The following is a 19499-nucleotide window of genomic DNA, read 5'->3' on the forward strand; positions in this document are numbered from 1 at the left end:
GGCGTGCGCTTGGTTCGTCTGAAAAATTCCAGGAGGTCATCCTTCCGGTTGCCGACAAGCTCGGTGCTGCCGTCGGTGCCTCGCGCGCGGCAGTCGATGCGGGCTACGCGCCGAACGACTGGCAGGTTGGGCAGACGGGCAAGGTTGTCGCGCCGCAGCTCTACATCGCCTGCGGCATCTCGGGTGCGATCCAGCATCTCGCCGGCATGAAGGACTCCAAGGTGATCGTGGCGATCAACAAGGACGAGGAGGCGCCGATCTTCCAGGTCGCCGACTATGGCCTCGTCGCCGATCTCTTCGAGGCGCTGCCGGAGTTACAGAAGGCGCTCTGAACGGGCACGCATCGACTTTACCGTCGTCACCCTGAGGCTTGAACCGAGGATGCCGACGGTGAGGGAGCCCGCGAGTCGGCTCAGGCTAATGGGTAGCGGAGAGATGCCGGCCAAGTTCACGGAGGGTGGCCTGGGCATCCATCGTGGCAATCGTGGAGGCGATCGCGTGGGCTTGAGCGGGTGGCACGATGCCATCGCAGAGCGAGAAAAACTTCTGTTCAATCCTTTGCCGCCCGACAGGGCGTTCCGCGCTGCCCGTGCGATGGGGCACGTCCGTCTCGAGGACCCGGCCGTCCGTCATGCGTGCGACGGCCGTGACGCGATGACGGTTCGCGGCGCCGCCGGCGTCGAGCTCCGGCTCATGCCTGAATTCCATCTTCGCGATGAGCGTGAGCACGTCGGGATCGGCGAGGCGATCCTGCCTGTACTGCTTCACGAAGGCATCGCCTTCGAGCAGCTGAATCGCCGCGGCAAACGATCCGTTCATCTGCGCTGAGACGATATCCACCGGCTGGTAGGGCCAGCCGACATTCATGGCGCCCTTCTTGCTGAGGCTAATGGTAAGGTGCTGGAGGTTATCGGCGCGAAGGCCTGCTGCTGTCAGCTCCCTGACCGCGTCTATCGTCGTGTGTGCGCTTGCGCATGCCGCGTAGAGCTTGAAGCCGACACGTCGGCATTCCCAGTTTTCCCCCAATCCTTCGAGTATTGTCTCGGGATCGAATTGTCCCTTCATCGTGCTCATGAAACCGCCGGACTGCGCCTCGATTCCATTGAGTGCGCCGGTAAATCCCTTGCGGGCCAGGAGGGCGGCGAGAACACCGCTTTCGGCGGCGCGGCCGGCGTGGAAGCGTTTGGCCATCGCGCCCTTGCGCGCCGCATAGAGGCCGCTTGCCTGCGTGGCGCCAAGCGCAATCGCATGTGCGCTCGCAGTCGCGTCGAGCTTGAGACAGGATGCGGCGGCCGCGGCCGCGGCGAACGTCCCGACCGTCCCAGTGACATGGAAGCCGCTGGTCGAGTGGCTAACGCCGGCGCAGATGCCGACGCGTATACCGATCTCATAGCCGGCCGCAAGTGCCAGGAGCAGGTCGCGTCCGCTGCGTCCTTCGGCTTCGGCCACTGCCAGGGCTGCGGGAATGGTGACGGCAGCCGGGTGCAGGGAGGACGAGACGTGCACGTCATCGATCTCGTAGCCATGTATGGCCGTGCCGTTTGCGAGCGCCGCATTGGGCGGGCTCGCCGTCTCGCCACGCCCGAAGAGTGTTACGCCGGGCCTGCCGCCGAGCTCCGAGGCGAGTTCCGACACCATCGACCCCCAGGGCTGGCGAGCGCCGAAGAGGCCGCAGCCGATGCCATCAAGCAGGCACAGCTTCATGTGCTCCACGACGTCGGACGGAAGATCCTCATAACGCAGTGAGCTCAGCCACGCGCCGAGCCGGGCGATAACCGTCGTTGACATGGTGTTCATGCGAGTACCTCGCGCCGCAGCGTCAGGCGCTCCAGTGCCGTCTCGTCGATGGTGATGCCGAAGCCGGGTCCGTTCGGCACGCGGACGTGACCATCACGGATCTGGAAGTCGTTTTCTGCAGCGATCGGATCCGGACCCATGACGCCGAGCCCGAAAATGAACTCGCCGGCGGGCATGACCTGCCGCGCGGGCCGGCTGGCATAGAAATGCGCGCCGGCGGCGGCCTCGAGCTGTGAGAGAACAGCAAGCCCACCACAATTGATCTTGAGGTTTGCCGCTTCGGCGAGTGCCGCAATCTTGCGGGCCGGCGTGATGCCACCATGCTTGTAGAGCTTGATGCACAGCACATCGGCGGCGCCCGCAGCGATGATCGCATGCGCGTCCTTGATCGTCCCGCAGGCCTCGTCCGCCATCAGCGGCACGCCGCTTGCCGCGGCCCTGATCGCCGCCATGCCTCGCAGGTCATGCCGGTCGATCGGCTGTTCGAGGTAATCGAGGCGATAATCCTTCAGCGCTTCAAGAACGCTGAACGTGTCGCTACAACTCCAGCCGGTATTGGGATCCATGCCGAGCACGATGTCGAGCCCGATCGCCTCGCGGATCTTGCGGAAGGTTCGCACGTCCTCGCGCCAGCCGTTCGGATGGCCGGCCTTCATACATAGTACGGTGATGCCGAACTGCGAAACCGCGCGCTGCGCATCCTCAACCACGCGCGCAATGTCGCTTGCCATGCTGATCGACCATTCGAGCGGGATGAGCTCCTGACAGAGACCGCCGATCAGGTTGTAGACCGGCTGGCCGAGCGCCTTGCCCATGGCGTCGTATAGGGCGTGGTCGATGAGGGCGCGGGCATTGACGTTCTGCGGGCCGCGATTGTCGAACATCGCGTGGATCGCTTCCACGTCGAAAATCGACCGGCCGATCAAGTGAGGCCCGTACACCTCCTGGATCGCGGTAATGATGCTGGCATAGGTGTCGGGTATCGAGTGATGCGGCGAAAGCGGGCGGATCTGGCCGTAGCCGACAACACCTTCTGCAAAGATTTTCACCAGAACCGGCTTACCGAGCAGGTCGCCCGAGCGTCCCGTATCATAGGAGCCGGTGGAACGCATACGCTGCAGGCGCTGGGTCAGGTCGCTGACAATGATTTCGATCCGCTCGATTTTCATGATTCCCCCGTTTTTGAACACCGGGAGAACCCGGACGACGCTATGTATAGCGCTTGAAATGCTATTCCATGGTGTGAAACATATTGATTTGACTCCCGGTGCGCAACCCAACTACGATAAATTTGTGGAACAACATTTCACATCGTGAAACGGGAGGAATTTATGAAGCCTATCAAGAGTTTGGGTCGACTCATGGTCGCGGCTGCGGCCATGTGGGCGAGTGCAGCCTATGCGCAGTCAGCCGATTTCGGCGGAAAGCGTGTCGAGATCATCGTGCCATACGAGGCTGGCGGGGGAACCGACCTTTATGCGCGCTATCTCGCCCCCTTTCTTTCGGCGAAGCTGCCCGGCAACCCCACGGTCATCGTCACGAATGTGGAAGGCGCTGGCGCGATTGCCGGCAGCAACCAGTTCCAGGAGCGTGCCAAGCCGGATGGGTTGTCGCTCATTGCGGTCGCGGCGTCGGTTACGTCAAACTATGTGTTCCGGGATGAACGGGTTCGCTACAAGCTCGACACCTGGATTCCGATCATCAGTTCGCCCGCCGGCACGGTGGTCTATGCCCGGCCGGATATTGGGCCGAAAACGCTCGGAGACATGGCGTCTCTCAAGGGCAAGCAACTGGTTATGGGGGCGAACAACCCTTCGGGCGGCGACATGCGCGTGCTGCTGAGCCTGGATCTGCTGGATCTCGACCTGAAGCCGATCTACGGCATCAACCGCGGCGATGCCCGGCCCGCTTTCGAGCGCGGCGAGTTCAACGTCAACTTCGACTCGACCCAAGCCTATCCGACACAGGTCAAGCCGCTGATCGAGGCGGGCGAGGCCGTGCCGCTCTTTGCCTTCGGCATTGCCGACGAAAACGGAAAGATCGTGCGTGATCCCACGGTCCCCGACCTGCCGACCTTTGTCGAAGTGTATCGCTCGATGTTCGGCAAGGACCCGGAAGGACCAGGCTTCGAGGCATGGAGAGCCGTCTTTAACCTCAATGTCATGGCCTCGAAGGCACTTGCGCTGCCAGCGGACACGCCGAGCGAAATCGTGGAGGCCTATAATACCGCGATGAAGGAGGTGCTCGTCGACCTGCGCAAGCCGGAAAACGTCGAGAAGTCCGACGAGATCGTCGGTCCTTATCCGCAAGCGCTCGGCGCACAAGCCGGCGAGATCCTGCGCGGCGCCGTGGCCTTCGACGACGCGACCTTTACTTGGCTTCAAGAATGGATCGCGAAGGAAACTGCGGGCCGGCAGTAATGGCTCGGGGTGCCGCACCGACAAAGCGCGGCACCCCTTGCATTTCGCTGATGCATAAAACCCAAGGCGTTGAAACGTGCTGATACGCGAATGCCCCGTCGCCGTGGTGGAGAAGGTGAGCCATCGGGTGGTAGTTATGCATCTCGCTGAGATCGTCGAGATTGGTCCGCGCCAGGCCGTGTTCGAGAATCCGCAGCATGCCTATACGCAAAAGCGGATGGCGGCAGTCCCTGTACCGAACCCGTCGCGGCGTAACATCAAACGGCCTGTGTCAACCGACGAGATTCGGAGCCCAATCCATCACATCGGCTACGAGCCGCCAAAGCGCCTGTACCAAGAGGTCTCAAAGGGGCACTTTGTGCAGGCGGGATTTCATTGAGCGTCCTCGCTGCCAGCAAGTTGCTATCGTCACCCTTGCCGCGTCGGTTCGTCCATAGTTGCGTCTGCGAAGCGCTGGCTGAATTTTCACCGGCAGGCGAAGCGGCGGCGCGCTTGGCGCGTTTGAACTGACCATATGCGGCATCGGATTGCTTAGAAAATCTAACAAATTCATTCGACTTTCTAAATTGAGCTAAGCGCTTATCGGCCGTACCTTCCTTCCGAAGCTGCTCGGGAGGCGGCTGGGAGTGGCGGCGAATTCGCCCTCCTCGGAGGAGACCAAGCTCATTGCGACGATTGTGGCCGGTGAAGCGCATGCGCTTTGCCGTTCACTCGACGATGCGCGGACTTCGGCGGGGCACTCCTCACAATCATCCCCAAGCTGAGGACCCTGTCGATGAACCTTTATTCCCTTCTTTCCCTGCGTGCGGCCGAGGGCCGTCCCGTTCGTGTGGCACTGATCGGCGCCGGCAAGTTCGGTTCGATGGTCCTTGCTCAGGCCCAGCGCATTGACGGCTTGCACATGGTTGCCGTCGCCGACCTTGACGTCGCCAAGGCACGCGAATCCATGGAGCGGGTCGGCTGGACCAAGGAGCGCTACCAGGCACGGAGCTGCGGCGAGGCGCTGAAAACCGGCCAAACCTTCGTAACCAACGACGTCAACGCGATCTTCGGCTGCGACGAGATCGAATGCGTCATCGAGGCAACCGGCCATCCGATCGCCGGTACGCGCCATGCGCTTGCTGCTATCGAAAGCCGCAAGCATGTTGTGATGGTCAATGTCGAGGCCGACGTCATGGTCGGTCCGATTCTGGCGGAGAAGGCCCGCGCGGCCGGCGTGATCTATTCCATGGCCTATGGCGACCAGCCGGCCTTGATCTGCGAGCTTGTCGACTGGGCTCGCGCCACCGGCTTCGAGGTCACCTCTGCCGGCAAGGGCATGAATTTCGAGCCGCGCTACCGTTATTCCACGCCAGACACGGTATGGGGACTGTTCGGCTGGACTGAAGAACAGGTTGCCGCAGACAATCTCAACCCGAAGCTCTACAACTCCTTCACGGACGGCACCAAGGCTGCAATCGAGATGGCCGCCGTTGCAAACGGCACGGGTCTCGATTGCCCGGATGATGGCCTTGCGTTCCCGCCCGCTGGTCTCCACGATCTCGCCCGCGTTTTCCGTCCGGTGAGCGACGGCGGTCGCATGGCCCGGTCCGGCCTCGTCGACATCGCGGCCAGCCAGGAGCCTGATGGCCGCGAGGTCTTCAACAATATCCGCTACGGCGTCTTCGTGACTTTCAAGGCGCACAACGAATATGCCCGCGCCTGCTTCAAGCAATATGGCCTCCTTACCGATCCGTCGGGCTGGTATGCCTCCATGTGGCGCCCCTTCCACATCATTGGCCTCGAAACTTCCGTTAGCGTTTTGTCCGCAGTGCTCCGCAATGAACCGACCGGCACATCCAAGCAGTTCCGCGGCGACGCGGTTGCGACTGCCAAGAAGGACATGCAGCCCGGTGAAATGCTGGACGGTGAGGGCGGGTACGCTGTCTGGGCCAACGCAATCCCGGCGACGCGCAGCCTCGACCTGAAGGCTCTGCCGATCGGCCTTGCTCATAATGTCAAGCTCAAGCGGCCGATCAAGAAGGACCAGATCGTCAGCTTTGATGATGTCGAGATCGTCAACGACCTCGATGTCGTCACACTGCGCCAGGACATGGAAGCACGCTTCCGCCCCGGCCAGGAAGCGGCAGCCTGATCGCGCGGTAAGAGGACGGGAAGATGGAAGCTTTCGTCGTTGTTGCCGAGTTTCGCGTGTGGCCGGAGAGGCTTGCGGACTTTCTGGAGGCCGCGCGCGAAGATGCGCAGCATTCGTTGGCGGATGAACCGGGATGCCGTCAATTCGACGTCGTCCAGCCGCAAGGAGAAGACGGCACTGTTGTCTTCTACGAAGTCTACGACAGCCGCGCAGCGTTCGATGTCCATCTGCAAACGCCACATCTCAAGCGTTTCCGGGCGGCCTTCCCATCCTTCATCCTGGAGGAGCGGCCTGTCCGCTTCCTTCACCGCCACTATCCGTGAAGAGGGTGTGCCATGGCCGAAAGTGTGAAACGGATCGCCGTTATCGGAACGGGCATCATGGGCGGGCACATGGCCGGCCGGCTGGCTGATGCGGGTTTTCAGGTGGCTGCCTGGAACCGGACGCGGGACAAGGCCGATGTGCTGTCGTCCCGCGGCATCGCCGTCTCGGGCTCGGCGGCGGAGGCCGCCGCCGGCGCCGATGTGGTGATCTGCATGCTCAGCTCCGGCCCGGTCTGCGAGGACGTGCTTTTGGGCGCCGGCGGTGTCGTGGCCGCGATGAAAACGGCCGCCGCGCTCGTCGTGATGAGTTCCATTCCGGTGGAAACAGCGGTGCACATCGGCGAGCAGGTGGTCGGTCGCGGCCTTACCTATAGCGATGCCCCGGTTTCCGGCGGTGAGAAAGGCGCGCGGGATGGCACGCTTGCCATCATGGCGGGGGGCGTCGAGGCGGATGTTGCGGCACTTGCCGCCGTCTTCGCGTGCCTCGGACGGGTTACGCACGTCGGCCCTGCCGGCAGCGGCGCACTGACGAAACTCGCCAACCAGCTCATCGTCGCTTCGACAATCTGTGCGGTTGCCGAGGCTCTGACACTCGTAGAACGGGGCGGGGCAAATCCAGCCCGCGTACGCGAGGCCTTGCTCGGCGGTTTCGCCGATTCCACCATCTTCCGTCAACACGGCCTGAGAATGGTCATGGGCGATTTCCAGCCGGGCGGTCCGGCGAAATACCAAGTGAAGGATACATCCACGGCCCTGGCATTTGCACATAGCCGGGGATTGAGGCTACCGGTCGGCGAGGAGGTCGACCGGCTCTACCAGGCCATGGTCGACAACGGCGATGGCGATCTGGATCATAGCGGCATCATTCTTGAACTTCGGCGCATGAACGATACCGCGCAACCGACGGCTTGTACCTGACATCAAATTCTTTGGGAGGAATGACATGAAACTCTTTACCATTCGCGGCCTCGTCGCGGCAGCAACGCTCTTCTCGGCCTCGTTCGCCGCGGCCGAAACCCTGACGCTTTCAACACCGGATGCCGATACGTCGGAAATCACCCTTGCCGCCAACAAATTCGCCGAGCTGGTCTCTGCCAAGACGAATGGCGAGCTGACAATCAAGGTATTTGCCAATGGCACGCTCTACGGCGGCGATCCATCGGCTGGCGTCAAGCAGCTTGCGGGTGGTTCGCTGGATATGCTCTTGAACTCCACATCGCTTTACGCAACTTTCAATCCAAAGTTCACGGCAATCGCTATCCCCTACCAGTTCCGGGACATTGAGCAGCTGCGCGCTTATCTTGATAGTGATCTCGGCAAGGAGCTCCAAGGCGATCTCAGCAATATCGGCATTCTCGGTCTTGATCTCTGGTCCCGACCACTGCGCCAGATTACCAATTCGAAGCTTCCGATCACCGCACCGGCTGACCTCAAGGGCATGAAGCTACGCGTGCCGAACAATCCGCTCTGGGTTGAGTTCTTTGGCGCGATGGGTGCTGCGCCGACGCCAATGGCTTTCGCTGAAGTCTACAATGCGTTGCAGTTGAAGGTGGTCGACGGGCAAGAGAATCCGATCAACGTTCCAGTCAGCGCCCGCCTGTTCGAAGTGCAGAAATACGCAACGATCAGCAACCACATCGCCGACGCTTGGGTGCTGGGCATGAACCCGGCACGCTATGAAGGCTTGAGTGATGCCTTCAAGTCCGCGTTGCAGGATGCTGCCAAGGAAACCGAGGCCTGGAAGGCCGAGAACGACGCTGCGGATATCGCAAAGTCGCTGGAGACCCTCAAGGCAAAGGGCATGGAGGTCAACGAACTGACGGAAGAGCAGCGTCAGGCGTTCGTTGACGTCGCAGCCGGGCTGTCGGAGACGTTTGCCGCTCTCGTGAAGGACCAGTCCTTCTTCGATCGCACCCAGTCTTTCGCCAAGACGAACTGACGTTTGGGCCGACACCTTGTCTTGGGACAGATGTCGGCCCAGGCTTCTGTTTCACTCCCGCGGAAAGGTATTTCCATGCGTGCTCCCCTGCGCTCCCCGCTCGGCACCTTCGTGAAGATCATCGCCGATGTCGCCGCCGGTGCTGCGTGCGCCGGCATCCTGGTCGTCGTGCTGATCCAAGTCGTCGGCCGTCTTGCCGGGCACCCGTTTCCGTGGACCGAGGAAGCGACGCGCTTTCTTTTCATCTGGATGGTGTTTCTCGGTCTCGCCGCCGGCTTCAGGACCGTCGAGAGTGCTCGCGTCGTTATTTTCCTCGTGCTTGCGCGCCGGCTCTTCCAGAATCTCGCCGTGCCGATCTATGTCCTGTCTTCCGTCCTTTTTTTTGCTTTGATGGGATGGACCGGGCTGACGCTGGTGCGTCAGCAGATCATGATGAACGAGACCGCCGCGACGCTGCCCATTCCCATGTGGGTGATCGGCATGGTGATGCCCGTCTCCGCGGCGATCGCGATCCTGGCGATCTTCGATTCCCTGCGCCGCCGCCGCGACCTCATCGCACTTCCAGAACTCGGCCTGCCGGCGGGTGAAAGTGCCCATGCCGACATCTCCATATCAGCGGGACATTGACCCATGTCGCTCTTTCTCCTCCTTTCCTTCTTCGGGCTGAGCATGCTCGGCATACCGCTTGCAGTAGCTCTAGCGCTCGCCGGTATCGCCACGCTCTGGCTGTTCACGTCCATGCCGATGGATCTCCTGTCACAGACGATGTTCTCGTCGATGAATTCGTTCCTGCTGGTGGCGGTGCCGCTCTTCATTCTGGTCGGGGCCGTGATGGAGCGCGGCCGGGTCGCCGAACGTATTTTTGACTTCGCCGAGGCGATCGTCGGCTGGCTTCCGGGTGGTCTCGGCCATGTCAACGTGATTTCGTCGGTGATCTTTTCAGGCGTGTCCGGCTCCTCCGTCGCCGACATTGCCTCCGTTGGCGCCATCGAGATCAAGGCGATGGAGCGGCACGGCTTTCCCAAGGGTTATGCCGTCGGCATGACGCTCTGCACCGCCACGCTCTCCTCGATCATCCCACCGTCCATCCTCGTTGTCATCGCCGGCTCTATCGCCAACGTGTCGATCGGCACACTGCTGGTCGCCGGTCTCGTGCCGGGCCTGTTCATCGCCTTCGCCTTCCTGGTCTTCAACCATTTCTATTCGGTCTACTACGGCTACAATCCGCCGAAGCCCTTCAATTTTCGACTCTTGGTGGTGACGGGCCTGCGCGCCATCCTGCCGATGCTGACGCCGCTGATCCTCATCATCGGTATTGCGAGCGGTCTGTTCACGCCCACCGAGGCGGCGGCAATCGCCGTGATCTATGTCGCGGTCCTCGGCCTTCTGGTCTACCGGACCCTTCCGCTCCGCGAGATTCCGGAAATCCTGATCTCGACGGCGCGCATCTCCGGCACCATCCTCTTCATCGCCGCCACCTCGCAGCTTGCCGCCTGGATCTTCACCTATGATGGCCTGCCGGAGAAGGTGGCCGAACTGATGCAGATCATGAGCCTCGGCCCGCTGACAGGCATGCTTGTCATCTTCTTTTTCCTTTTGATCATCGGCATCTTCATGGAGGCGATCCCCGCCATGTTCATTCTTATCCCCGTGCTGATGCCGCCGGTGCAGGCGCTGGGTATCGACCCGATCCACTTCCTAATCGTCACCGTCATGACGCTGACACTCGGCCTCGTGACCCCGCCCATCGGTGTCTGCCTCTTTGCGGCGGCGCAGGTGGCCAACATGAAGGTGGAGGATGTCATCCGCGGCTCGCTGGCGCCGATGGCGGTATTGACGCTGGCCATCTTCGCGCTGGTGCTCTTCCCGATCCTCACTCTCGGCCCGATCCGTCTTTTGGGAATGTATTGACGATGGCTAAGGCAGTTCAAAGTCTGCGCCCTGAAATGATGCAGGCGGCTTACATTCTCGTCATGGGCATTGCGGGCACGGGAAAAAGCGTGATCGCCAGCCGTCTCGTGAACTCCCTTCGCGGTACCTTCGTTGAAGCGGATGCTTATCATAGCCCCGAGAATGTCGAACGCATGCGCCAGGGTATCGGTCTCACAGATAACGACCGTTGGCCGTGGCTGACGGCTGTGGCGGAAGCCGCGATTGGCGCGGAAGGCCGGCCCGTCATCATTGCCTGCTCCGCCCTCAAGCGAAGCTACCGTGACTTCCTCCGCGCGAAGATTGGAGCGTTCCCGATCCTCTTTCTCACCGGCGCCCCGGAATTGATCGGCGAGCGGCTCGCCGACCGTCAGAATCATTTTGCCAGTGCCTCGCTGCTCGAAAGCCAGTTGCAGACCTTGGAGCCACCGGCAGAAGACGAGGATGTCGTGTACCTCGATATCCGCATGTCGCCCGATGAAATCGTCGTGTTCGCGCTTGCCCAGCTCGATGGGCGGACTTCCACCGGCGGCTGATCCTCAGCGCCTTGCCGCCCAGGCATCCCGTTCTTCACGCAGCCAGTCTAGGAAGGTGCGCACCTTTTTTCGCCGCAGATGATCGAACGGGCAGACGATCCACTGGGTCACCAGCCGGATTGCCGGGTAGGACGCGACGGGGCAAACGAGGCGGCCGGAAGCGAGTTCCTCCTCCATCATCAGCGTGCTTTCCAAGGCAATGCCCATGCCGCGTGCGGCGGCGTCGATTGCCATATGGCTGCGGTCGAACAATACGCGCTGCCAACGGTCTGTGGATGTCACTCCCGCCAAAGGAAACCATGTCGTCCATTGCGCCTGAGACTTGGCGGAGTGGATGAGGCGGAACTTCGGCAAATCCTCCGGAGAAAGACTATCGGCTGCGGCGTAGCCCGGCGAGCAGACCGGCATGAACTCTTCCTCCACCACACCCTCGACAAACAGGCCTGGCCAGCGCCCGTCGCCGTGGCGAAGCTCGATATCGACGATCTCCTGGCTGAAATCAGTCGGCTCGTTCGTGCCATCGAGGCGCACTTCCAGGTCGGGCTGCTGGTCGAGAAACGAGGCCAACCTCGGAAGCAGCCATTTGTTGGAAAGCGTCGGCGTCGCGCGAATGGTGAGGCTGGTGACGGAGCGGAAACCCTTGATGGTCGCAGTCGCCTCGGCGATGTGCTCGACCTGGTCTGCTATCATCGAAAAATAGCGTTCGCCGGCCTCTGTCAGCACAATGCCGCGACCCGCCTTGGCCAATAGGGAGACGCCGAGCTGCAGTTCAAGCGCCTGGATTTGCTGACTGACGGCTGATGGTGTGACGCTGAGCTCTTTAGCGGCGCGCGAAATGCTGCCCGCGCGAGCCGCTGTATGGAAGACAAAAATCGGCTTGATGGGGATATGCATCAGGGATTGTCCGCATAAGGTTCGCTTTCTTAAATCATCTACCTTCCGTTCCGCCAAGCATCGAGCAAGCTGCAACGCTGCAATGCGCAATCTGCACTGCGTCGCTGACACGGCAGGTTGTAGATTCACGCCGGAAAGCGAGGACAGCACGATGCGTTCGACAGACAAAGCGAAATCACAGAGCACTGCCCGCCGTCTCTGGGCGGTATTCATGTCGGTTCGCGCCTATCAGGCGCGACAGTTGCTCAAGAATCGCTGCAATTAACTTTTCGTTCCCGCGCATAACGTAAGTCGCTCGAGGGGAGCCGGCTCTCGCACCTATTTCGCCTCAGGAATGTGACTAGCCGACAGATGCCGTCAAAAAGCAGCCGCCCAGCAGCGCTGGACGGCTGTTGAAAGGCTGAAACACTCAACCCTGGGCGAAGGGGACCGTCACGAAGGTCTGCTGGTCCTGCCGCTGTACCAGAAGCAGGACGGCCTTGCGGCCTGCCTTGCCCGCTTCAGAAACTGCGGTTTTGGCTTCACCGGCCGAGCCAACCGGCTTCTGATTCACCGAAAGGATGACGTCGCCCGGCTGGAGGCCGGCGTCGGCGGCGGGCTTGTCTGGGTTGACACCCTCGACGACCGCGCCGTTTTCATCCTTCGGCAGGCCGAGCGATTGCCGCATGTCCGCCGTCAGGTCGCCAAGCTGAACGCCGATGGTCGGCACATGTTGTGCCGCCTTGCCCGATTTGCCGCCGGCATCGGCTATGATCTGCCCACTGCCGTCCTCATTGTTGCCGATGGTAATCGAAAGGTCCTTGTCGCCGCCATCGCGCCAGACCGTCAGGCTTTCCTTCGCGCCGGGGTTGAGATCGGCAACCATGCGTGAGAGATCGCGCGGCGAGGTCACTGCCTTGCCTCCGAGCGCGGTGATGATGTCGCCGGAACGGATACCGGCTTTGCCGGCCGGTGTGCCGTCATCGACCTTCGCCACCAGTGCACCCGTCGGTTTGGCAAGCCCGATTGCATCGGCGATGTCGGCGGTCACGGGCTGAATCTGCACACCGATGAAGCCGTGCTCGATCGAGCCGTCCTTCATCAGCTTGGCGACGACCGCCTGCGCCTGGTTGGAAGGTATGGCGAAACCGACGCCCACACTGCCGCCATTTGGCGAATAGATCGCCGTGTTGATGCCGACGACCTTGCCGTCGGCGCCGACAAGCGGACCGCCCGAATTGCCGTGGTTGATCGGTGCATCGATCTGGATGAAATCGTCATAAGGTCCACTGTGCAGGTCGCGGCCGCGGGCCGAGACGATGCCGGCCGTTACCGTCGTGCCGATGCCGAAGGGGTTGCCGATGGCGAGGGTCGGATCGCCGGCGCGCAAGTTATCCGATTCGCCCCAGCCAATCGTGGCCAGCGGTTTGTCGCTGTCGATTTTCAACACGGCGAGGTCCGACTTCGGGTCCGCACCGATGAGCTTCGCCGACAGTTCCGTGCCGTCGTCGAGCGTTACCTTGATGGTGTTCGCCTTGTCGATGACGTGGTTGTTGGTGACGATGTAACCGTCACTCGTCAGCACGAAGCCGGAGCCGAGCGCCTGGGCCTTTTCGGCAGACCGCGGCTGCGGCATCTGCCGCTGGCCGAAGAAGTCGCGGAACTGCTGGTCGAAGGGCGAACCGCCGCCGAAGGGGGAGGTGCCATCGGCACTGGCATCTTCCGCACTGAGGGTTGTCGTAATGGTGACGACGGCTGGCTTGTCGGCCGATACGACCGAGGCGAAGGAACCCTCGGCGAGCGGTGAGCCGAAGCTTTGCGGTGCAGCAGCTTGCGCGGTTTTCGTGCCGAGAAGGCCGGAGGCAGCCATCGGCAGCACCAGCAGGGCGACGCCGAAGAGCGCTGCGACACGATGTTTTTCAAGAATTCTGGTCATGGTCGTCTTCCTTTGTTCGGTGCTCCGGTGCCTGCGAGACAGGCGCCGGAGCGTACGAGACCGGACCGCAGGTGCAGGGCGGCCGCTCTCGTGTTCAGGGCTGGGGGGGTGAAATGTGGTCGAACGTCGCCGACGGGTACCGAAGGTCAGCTCAACCGTACGATATCCTGGTCGAGCTTGCGGATGTCGCTCTTGAGGCGTTTGTAAGTGGTGTTCGGGATCGCGCCGGCATGGGAGTTGGCGGCGGTCATTGCCTGGTTGTGGATGCTACCGGTTTCGCTTTCTAGTTTGCGCACGGCGCTTGCCGACAACCGATGCATGGCCTCTTCTTGTTGTATCTTCTCGTCGGCCGAACGTAGCCTGATGAGAACCTGGTTGAGACGCGGCTTGTAGAGAAGCGCTGGCATATACTGCGATGACGCCTGGGGATCGGTAGAGTCGTGATCATGGGTCGAAACACGCCCCGAGGGAGGCTCGTGCCGGCCGGCGGCGAAGGCGCCGCCTACGGCAAGCGAAAGAGCGATAGTGGCAAAGGTGATGGTTTTCAATGTCGAGCGCATGACGCGTATCCTCGAAGAAGGAGGGAAGACGTACCCTCCACCCGGCTGTCCGGTGTCGTCGCGTCGCGGTTCCTTCCCGCCGGCGGCATCCAGCCTGTCATCATCTATAGGCCCGCCCGGTCGGTCTGGTCATGTTACAATTAAATAAAGTTTCGGGCGCCTTTTTCGCCAAATTAATGCCCGGATTGAGGAGCTTGCCCGGTAAGTGTTCTCGAATTACCGTTTCTTTTCAATTGTTTGCTTTTCTATGTGTTGCGCCGGGCGCAGGCACCAAACATGGCCGATCTGTAATCTTTCTCTCAGGCATCGAGTGGGAGTTTACTGCCGGGGCCAGCCGCGCCTTCAGCCCATATATGATGCGGTCGGCAGGGCCTTCGTATTCGAAATGATGCTTGCCTTCGACGTCGTCGACCTGGTGGGACATACGGATATCGTCGGCCGTCTAATACGGATTACGCTCGGGCGGAAGCAGCGCACAGTGGGAGACGGGGCGCACTCATGCTCGTCCATTTTACGGGTCGGCAGTCAAGATCTTTTCAACGGCAAATACAGCCGCAAATGACTATTTGTTCCCTCTAACTTTGGGCAAATTGCTCAGCAGAGACTCGCATGCCTTGGTGATGTGAGTAACGAGCAGGTCTGTCGCGAGCGCGACATCGCGCTGCCGGCAGGCGGCAAGAATCTGGCGGTGTTCTCGATCATCGACGCCGGTTCCGCCCGATAGTGTCAGCTGAATGCGAAGATATCGTTCGATCCGGTCGTTCACCGATCGGATGAGGTTGAGCAGGAAGGGTTTGTCTGCGTCTTCGTAGAGACAGGAGTGAAATTGCCAGTTCAGTTCTGCCCATCGCGCGACATCTGTCTCGCGGGCGAACTCGTCGCAATAGCCTTCAGCACGCTCGAATGTGCGCTCGGTCATTCTCGGAACCGAAAGTTTCAGCGCGTTGGCTTCCAGCATGGCCCGCACTTCGAAGATCTCGGCGATTTCCGGTTCGGTGATACTCGTTACGACAGCGCCGCGGTTGCGCTGAAACTCGACAAGCCCCTCGGCTTCGAGACGCTTCAGCGCTTCGCGGACGGGAATCTTGCTGACGTCGAAGAGCTTGGCAATGTCGTCTTGGCGGATTGGCTCGCCCTCATCCAGGACGCCAGTGACAATCGCTTCGCGAATGTATTTCGCGATGATATCCGAAGTCGGGGGCGTGCTGCCGAGTGACGGCAGGTTTTGGGCTTTCAGCGGCAACTTTCACTCCATGGTCGCTCGGCGCGGTCGCGTGGGCGCTTCGAATACCGTAGCGTATATACGATCGGTGCTTGTCTGTCTTGACTCGTAATCGTATACGATATTCTATATAAGGAAAGAAGGAGAGTTGTGCGTGGTGGACGGGCAAAAAACACCGGGATTGATCGGCTATGTTGCGCCCCTCAGCGCTACGCCCGGTGGCACTCTGGAATTCAAGGTTTCCTCTCAAGGCAATCGGCCGGTTGCTGCGCGGGGACTTCGTCTCATCTGCTGCGATCCGAATCCGGCAGGACCTGGCGTCAAGACCGAGGCTGCTGACTTCGGCCTCGCGGAAAGCTATCCGGCTTCAGAGCAGCAGGCCCACCTCGGCTCCTGCGCGTTCGGCCAAATATCGGATCTCAGTGACTTTGCGTCGGCCAGGATTGGGCTGATGGTGCAGCCGACCCTATTCTCCGAACGGGCGCAGACGGTCTTCTCCTTGCAGAACGCCGGCGGGACCGCAGGCGTGGCGACGATTGTTCGCGGCGGCATGTTGTTTCTCCAGCAGTTGGGAACGGGTCGGGTATTCGATGTCGGCTTGGGCATGGCGCAGGACCGTTGGTCCCGTCTCGAGGTGACCTTTGAGTTCGATGGTTTCTCGGTGGTCGTCTCGGAAGGGAGGCCCGGGGGCGACCAAAGCAAGCGGGCCAGCTTTTCCGATGTTACGAGTGCGGTACTGGTCGGAGCCGATCACATCTGCTTTGCCGCTGTGTGGCGAGGACACCCCGAGCAGACCTTCAACGGGGCTCTCGAAAATCCGGCAGTGAGGGCAAGACGCCCGGAATCGTCCGCATGGGACGTCATCGCCGGCTGGAATTTCGGCGGAGACGCGCGCGAGGTCTGGGTGGAGGACGAGACGAGACGTGGGCGGCGGCTTTCCCTGATCAACATGCCGATGCGCGCCGTCAGGTCATCGGCATGGTCCGGACGTAACCAGGATTGGAAGCAGGCGCCGCAAGACTATGCCGCGATCCGTTTTCATTCCGACGACCTCAGCGATTGTGCCTGGGAAACAACGATCCGCATGGACGTGCCCGAGGGCGTGCGCTCCGGTGTCTACGGGCTTGAGATCGACAACGGCGCCAGCAAGGACACGATCCCGTTCTATGTCACCCCGGGGGAGAGGACCAAGCGGCAGCGGATCGTCTTCCTGGCGCCGACCTTCACCTATATGGCCTATGCGAATTTTGCGCGCGGCAATTTCGCCGGCGACCTCGCCGAGAGGGGCGCGGGCTGGAATGCCTATCCGCACAATCCCGACGAGGTCGGCGCCTACGGATATTCTACCTATAGCCGCCATCCCGACGGAACCGGGGTCACCCTGTCATCGCGCCTGCGGCCCATCATGACCATGCGTCCGAACTATCTCGTCTACTTCGATGCGAATGGATCGGGCATGCGACATTTCCCGGCAGATTCGCACCTGACGGATTGGCTTGAGGAAAAGGGTTTCTCCTTTGACGTCATAACCGATGAAGACCTTGACCGGGATGGCCTTGCCGCCTTGTCGCCCTATGACGTCGTGCTGACCGGCACGCACCCCGAATACCACACCCGACGCACCATGGAGGCGTTGATCGCCTATCGGGAAGCCGGCGGCAATCTCATGTATCTTGGGGGCAACGGCTTCTACTGGAAGATCGGCCGCAATGACGACATGCCCCATCTGATCGAGGTCCGGCGTGCCGAGGGCGGCATGCGGGTATGGGCGAGCCAGCCGGGCGAATACTACCACCAGCTCGATGGAGACTATGGCGGCCTTTGGCGCCGCAACGGAATTCCGCCCCAGGCCGTCGCTGGCGTCGGCTTTACTGCCGAGGGCGGGTTCGAGGGCTCGTATTATGTCCGCACCGCTGCCTCCTACGCGGAGTATCTTGCCTTTCTCTTTGACGGCATATCGTCCGATGAGCGCATCGGTGACTTCGGATTGTCCGGTGGTGGGGCGGCGGGTTTCGAGATCGACCAAGCCGCAACCGATCTCGGCACGCCGGAATTCGCGACGATCGTCGCCTTCTCCGAAGGGCATGGGCCTTCGTTCCACACGACGTTCGAGGAACTTCTTCTGCCTGGTGTGTTCGACGGCGCGCCGCGGGCGCATGGCGGCATCAGCGCCAACATCGTCTACGGAAAGTCGGATACAGGTGGGGGGCTTTTTGCCGTCGGCTCGATCACCTTTTGCGGGAGCCTGTCGCACAACAACTACGACAACAATGTCTCGCGGCTTCTCGAAAATTGCCTGAGGAGGTTTCTCGCTGATGGTTGAGAGAAACAAAACTCGAGACACCCATCTTCGCTTTCACGAGCTGAAATCGCTTCTGACGACAATTTTCGTCAACAATGGCACAGCCGCGGAGACCGCCGAAATCCTCGCGGAAAACTGCGCCGGATGCGAAAGGGACGGTGCGCTCAGCCATGGCATCTTCCGCATGCCGGGCTATGTCGGTTCTCTCCGGTCGGGATGGGTGGACGGCCTGGCGGTGCCCGATGCCACGCGTCTTGGACCGTCCTTCATCCGCGTCGATGCGCGGAACGGTTTTGCCCAGCGGGCGCTTGCGGCCGCGGACCCGCTTGTCAGAAACGCTCTTCGCGAGACAGGTATAGCCATCGCCGCGATCCGCAATTCCCACCATTTCAGCGCATTGTGGCCGGACGTCGAACCTTTTGCGCTTTCGGGCTACATGGCCATCACGGCGGTGAACGGGCTTGCGAATGTGGTTCCCCATGGCGGCCGGCAGGCGATCTATGGAACCAATCCCATAGCCTTTGCCGCGCCGGTGGAAGGTGCGCCGCCGCTGGTCGTCGATCAAGCCAGCAGCGTCATGGCGAATGGCGAAGTCCGTCTGCAGGCTCTCGCCGGCAAGCCGGTTCCTGTCGGAACAGGTGTCGACCGCGACGGCAATGCCACGACGGATCCGCACGCGATCCTGGCGGGCGGGGCTTTGAACACCTTCGGCGGCTACAAGGGGTCGTCGATCGCCTTGCTCGTCGAGATTCTCGCGAGCGCCGTCACAGGGGGACAGCTCTCGTTCGAAAACGACTTTACCGGTTATCCCGGCGCGCAAACGCCGAAAGCGGGGCAGTTCCTCATCGCGATCGATCCGAACTGGGGTGGCTCTACAGGCTTTGAAACGCGCCTTGCGCATCTGTGCACCCGGCTGATCGATGCCGGCCAGGATCGGCTCCCCGGCGCGCGGCGATTTGCGAACCGTGCGGCGGCCGAGCAGTCCGGCATCCCGATCGCACAGGGCGAACTCCAGCGGCTTCGAACGCTGGCGGGGGAGGCGCCATGAAACCCGAAATGGATCGGCTCAAACAGGAAGGCCATGACATGACGCTCGACAGGAACAGACTTGAACTTCGGCGGGACCTCACGCCCGAGCAGGTGGACCAACTGGTTGATCTCTTTCAGCAGGAGTGGTGGACCAAAGGCCGGGAGAAAGCGGATGTCGAACGATTGATGAAGAATGCCGGGCCGGTGTTCGCCTTTATCGATCCGTTGAACGGAGAGCTGGTCGCCTTCGCGCGCGCCATGACGGACGGCGTCTACAAGGCGATGATCTTCGACATCATCGTCAAGGATACCTGGCGGAACACCGGGCTCGGGCGCCTCCTAATGGACACCGTCATGACGGATCCCGTCCTCGCGGGCGTCAAGCATCGCGAACTCTATTGCCTCGAAGAAATGCGGCCCTTCTACGAAAAGTGGGGGTTCACGGCCAACCTGCCCGGTCTTTTCTTCATGCGCCAGTCGTCCTGAGGCACGGCAAGTG

At 61.3% G+C, this 19499-nt stretch carries 18 protein-coding genes and 1 pseudogene; 13 read left to right on the forward strand and 6 right to left on the reverse strand.

Features of this window, described 5'->3' with window-relative positions:
* Window positions 1-332 (forward strand): electron transfer flavoprotein subunit alpha/FixB family protein (locus GB927_RS25780; RefSeq protein ID WP_256120092.1); only part of this gene is annotated, 332 nt, incomplete at its 5' end.
* 85 nt (window positions 333-417) lie between these two features.
* On the opposite strand, the gene GB927_RS25785 is transcribed toward GB927_RS25780, so the two are convergent.
* Both GB927_RS25785 and GB927_RS25790 read right to left on the reverse strand, forming a co-directional pair.
* A complete protein-coding gene (locus GB927_RS25785) occupies window positions 418-1797 on the reverse strand; it encodes an MmgE/PrpD family protein (RefSeq protein ID WP_256120093.1) in 1380 nt (459 codons plus the stop codon).
* Window positions 1794-2966: a mandelate racemase/muconate lactonizing enzyme family protein gene (locus tag GB927_RS25790; RefSeq protein WP_256120094.1), complete on the reverse strand. Its 1173-nt coding sequence runs from the start codon at window positions 2964-2966 to the stop codon at window positions 1794-1796. The genes GB927_RS25785 and GB927_RS25790 overlap by 4 nt, the downstream gene beginning before the upstream one ends.
* A 162-nt stretch (window positions 2967-3128) precedes the next feature.
* On the opposite strand from GB927_RS25790, the gene GB927_RS25795 reads away from it, so the two are divergent.
* The 9 genes and pseudogenes from GB927_RS25795 (at window position 3129) to GB927_RS25835 (ending at window position 11078) form a co-directional block, all read left to right on the forward strand.
* Entirely contained in the window at window positions 3129-4217 is a 1089-nt protein-coding gene (locus GB927_RS25795; protein ID WP_256120095.1) for a type 2 periplasmic-binding domain-containing protein, read from the forward strand.
* 97 nt (window positions 4218-4314) lie between these two features.
* Window positions 4315-4596 (forward strand): annotated as a pseudogene (locus tag GB927_RS25800) (ABC transporter ATP-binding protein); the annotation flags it as partial.
* Between the two features lie 396 nt (window positions 4597-4992).
* On the forward strand, window positions 4993-6351 hold the full coding sequence (locus tag GB927_RS25805; protein WP_256120096.1) for an NAD(P)H-dependent oxidoreductase: 1359 nt from the start codon (window positions 4993-4995) through the stop codon (window positions 6349-6351).
* 23 nt (window positions 6352-6374) lie between these two features.
* Window positions 6375-6674 (forward strand): putative quinol monooxygenase, encoded by a 300-nt coding sequence (locus tag GB927_RS25810; RefSeq protein WP_256120097.1) that lies wholly within the window; start codon window positions 6375-6377, stop codon window positions 6672-6674.
* A 12-nt stretch (window positions 6675-6686) separates the two neighbouring features.
* Window positions 6687-7592: an NAD(P)-dependent oxidoreductase gene (locus tag GB927_RS25815; protein WP_256120098.1), complete on the forward strand. Its 906-nt coding sequence runs from the start codon at window positions 6687-6689 to the stop codon at window positions 7590-7592.
* A 25-nt stretch (window positions 7593-7617) separates the two neighbouring features.
* Window positions 7618-8613, forward strand: coding sequence for a DctP family TRAP transporter solute-binding subunit (locus GB927_RS25820; protein ID WP_256120099.1), 996 nt, complete (start codon window positions 7618-7620; stop codon window positions 8611-8613).
* Window positions 8614-8688: 75 nt separating this feature from the next.
* Complete coding sequence (locus tag GB927_RS25825; protein WP_256120100.1) at window positions 8689-9240, forward strand: TRAP transporter small permease; 552 nt, start codon at window positions 8689-8691, stop codon at window positions 9238-9240.
* 3 nt (window positions 9241-9243) lie between these two features.
* Entirely contained in the window at window positions 9244-10524 is a 1281-nt protein-coding gene (locus GB927_RS25830) for a TRAP transporter large permease (RefSeq protein WP_256120101.1), read from the forward strand.
* A gap of 2 nt (window positions 10525-10526) precedes the next feature.
* Window positions 10527-11078, forward strand: a complete 552-nt coding sequence (locus GB927_RS25835) for a gluconokinase (protein WP_256120102.1) — start codon at window positions 10527-10529, stop codon at window positions 11076-11078.
* Between the two features lie 3 nt (window positions 11079-11081).
* Here the strand turns inward: GB927_RS25835 and GB927_RS25840 are convergent, their stop codons facing one another.
* The 4 genes from GB927_RS25840 to GB927_RS25855 form a co-directional block, all read right to left on the reverse strand.
* Window positions 11082-11972, reverse strand: a complete 891-nt coding sequence (locus tag GB927_RS25840) for a LysR substrate-binding domain-containing protein (RefSeq protein WP_256120103.1) — start codon at window positions 11970-11972, stop codon at window positions 11082-11084.
* Between the two features lie 409 nt (window positions 11973-12381).
* On the reverse strand, window positions 12382-13887 hold the full coding sequence (locus GB927_RS25845; RefSeq protein ID WP_256120104.1) for a DegQ family serine endoprotease: 1506 nt from the start codon (window positions 13885-13887) through the stop codon (window positions 12382-12384).
* 146 nt (window positions 13888-14033) lie between these two features.
* On the reverse strand, window positions 14034-14447 hold the full coding sequence (locus tag GB927_RS25850) for a hypothetical protein (RefSeq protein ID WP_256120105.1): 414 nt from the start codon (window positions 14445-14447) through the stop codon (window positions 14034-14036).
* A 562-nt stretch (window positions 14448-15009) separates the two neighbouring features.
* Window positions 15010-15690 (reverse strand): GntR family transcriptional regulator, encoded by a 681-nt coding sequence (locus GB927_RS25855; protein WP_256120106.1) that lies wholly within the window; start codon window positions 15688-15690, stop codon window positions 15010-15012.
* A 133-nt stretch (window positions 15691-15823) separates the two neighbouring features.
* Here GB927_RS25855 and GB927_RS25860 point away from each other — a divergent pair, with 133 nt between their 5' ends.
* The 3 genes from GB927_RS25860 to GB927_RS25870 are packed head-to-tail and all read left to right on the forward strand — an operon-like array spanning window position 15824 to window position 19486.
* Complete coding sequence (locus tag GB927_RS25860; RefSeq protein ID WP_256120107.1) at window positions 15824-17992, forward strand: N,N-dimethylformamidase beta subunit family domain-containing protein; 2169 nt, start codon at window positions 15824-15826, stop codon at window positions 17990-17992.
* On the forward strand, window positions 17985-19019 hold the full coding sequence (locus tag GB927_RS25865; RefSeq protein ID WP_256120108.1) for an Ldh family oxidoreductase: 1035 nt from the start codon (window positions 17985-17987) through the stop codon (window positions 19017-19019). Before GB927_RS25860 ends, GB927_RS25865 begins: the two co-directional genes overlap by 8 nt.
* On the forward strand, window positions 19016-19486 hold the full coding sequence (locus GB927_RS25870; protein ID WP_256120109.1) for a GNAT family N-acetyltransferase: 471 nt from the start codon (window positions 19016-19018) through the stop codon (window positions 19484-19486). Before GB927_RS25865 ends, GB927_RS25870 begins: the two co-directional genes overlap by 4 nt.
* The last annotated feature ends 13 nt before the right edge of the window (window positions 19487-19499 follow it).

It is taken from the genome of Shinella lacus, from assembly GCF_010994755.1.
Taxonomy (GTDB): domain Bacteria; phylum Pseudomonadota; class Alphaproteobacteria; order Rhizobiales; family Rhizobiaceae; genus Shinella; species Shinella lacus.

Coding starts and splice junctions, on each gene's coding strand:
- GB927_RS25845 (WP_256120104.1), bottom strand. CDS start 13,887: ATGACCAGAATTCTTGAAAAACATCGTGTCGCAGCGCTCTTCGGCGTC.
- GB927_RS25790 (WP_256120094.1), bottom strand. CDS start 2,966: ATGAAAATCGAGCGGATCGAAATCATTGTCAGCGACCTGACCCAGCGC.
- GB927_RS25830 (WP_256120101.1), top strand. CDS start 9,244: ATGTCGCTCTTTCTCCTCCTTTCCTTCTTCGGGCTGAGCATGCTCGGC.
- GB927_RS25865 (WP_256120108.1), top strand. CDS start 17,985: ATGGTTGAGAGAAACAAAACTCGAGACACCCATCTTCGCTTTCACGAG.
- GB927_RS25805 (WP_256120096.1), top strand. CDS start 4,993: ATGAACCTTTATTCCCTTCTTTCCCTGCGTGCGGCCGAGGGCCGTCCC.
- GB927_RS25825 (WP_256120100.1), top strand. CDS start 8,689: ATGCGTGCTCCCCTGCGCTCCCCGCTCGGCACCTTCGTGAAGATCATC.
- GB927_RS25835 (WP_256120102.1), top strand. CDS start 10,527: ATGGCTAAGGCAGTTCAAAGTCTGCGCCCTGAAATGATGCAGGCGGCT.
- GB927_RS25795 (WP_256120095.1), top strand. CDS start 3,129: ATGAAGCCTATCAAGAGTTTGGGTCGACTCATGGTCGCGGCTGCGGCC.
- GB927_RS25840 (WP_256120103.1), bottom strand. CDS start 11,972: ATGCATATCCCCATCAAGCCGATTTTTGTCTTCCATACAGCGGCTCGC.
- GB927_RS25815 (WP_256120098.1), top strand. CDS start 6,687: ATGGCCGAAAGTGTGAAACGGATCGCCGTTATCGGAACGGGCATCATG.
- GB927_RS25820 (WP_256120099.1), top strand. CDS start 7,618: ATGAAACTCTTTACCATTCGCGGCCTCGTCGCGGCAGCAACGCTCTTC.
- GB927_RS25850 (WP_256120105.1), bottom strand. CDS start 14,447: ATGCGCTCGACATTGAAAACCATCACCTTTGCCACTATCGCTCTTTCG.
- GB927_RS25785 (WP_256120093.1), bottom strand. CDS start 1,797: ATGAACACCATGTCAACGACGGTTATCGCCCGGCTCGGCGCGTGGCTG.
- GB927_RS25870 (WP_256120109.1), top strand. CDS start 19,016: ATGAAACCCGAAATGGATCGGCTCAAACAGGAAGGCCATGACATGACG.
- GB927_RS25810 (WP_256120097.1), top strand. CDS start 6,375: ATGGAAGCTTTCGTCGTTGTTGCCGAGTTTCGCGTGTGGCCGGAGAGG.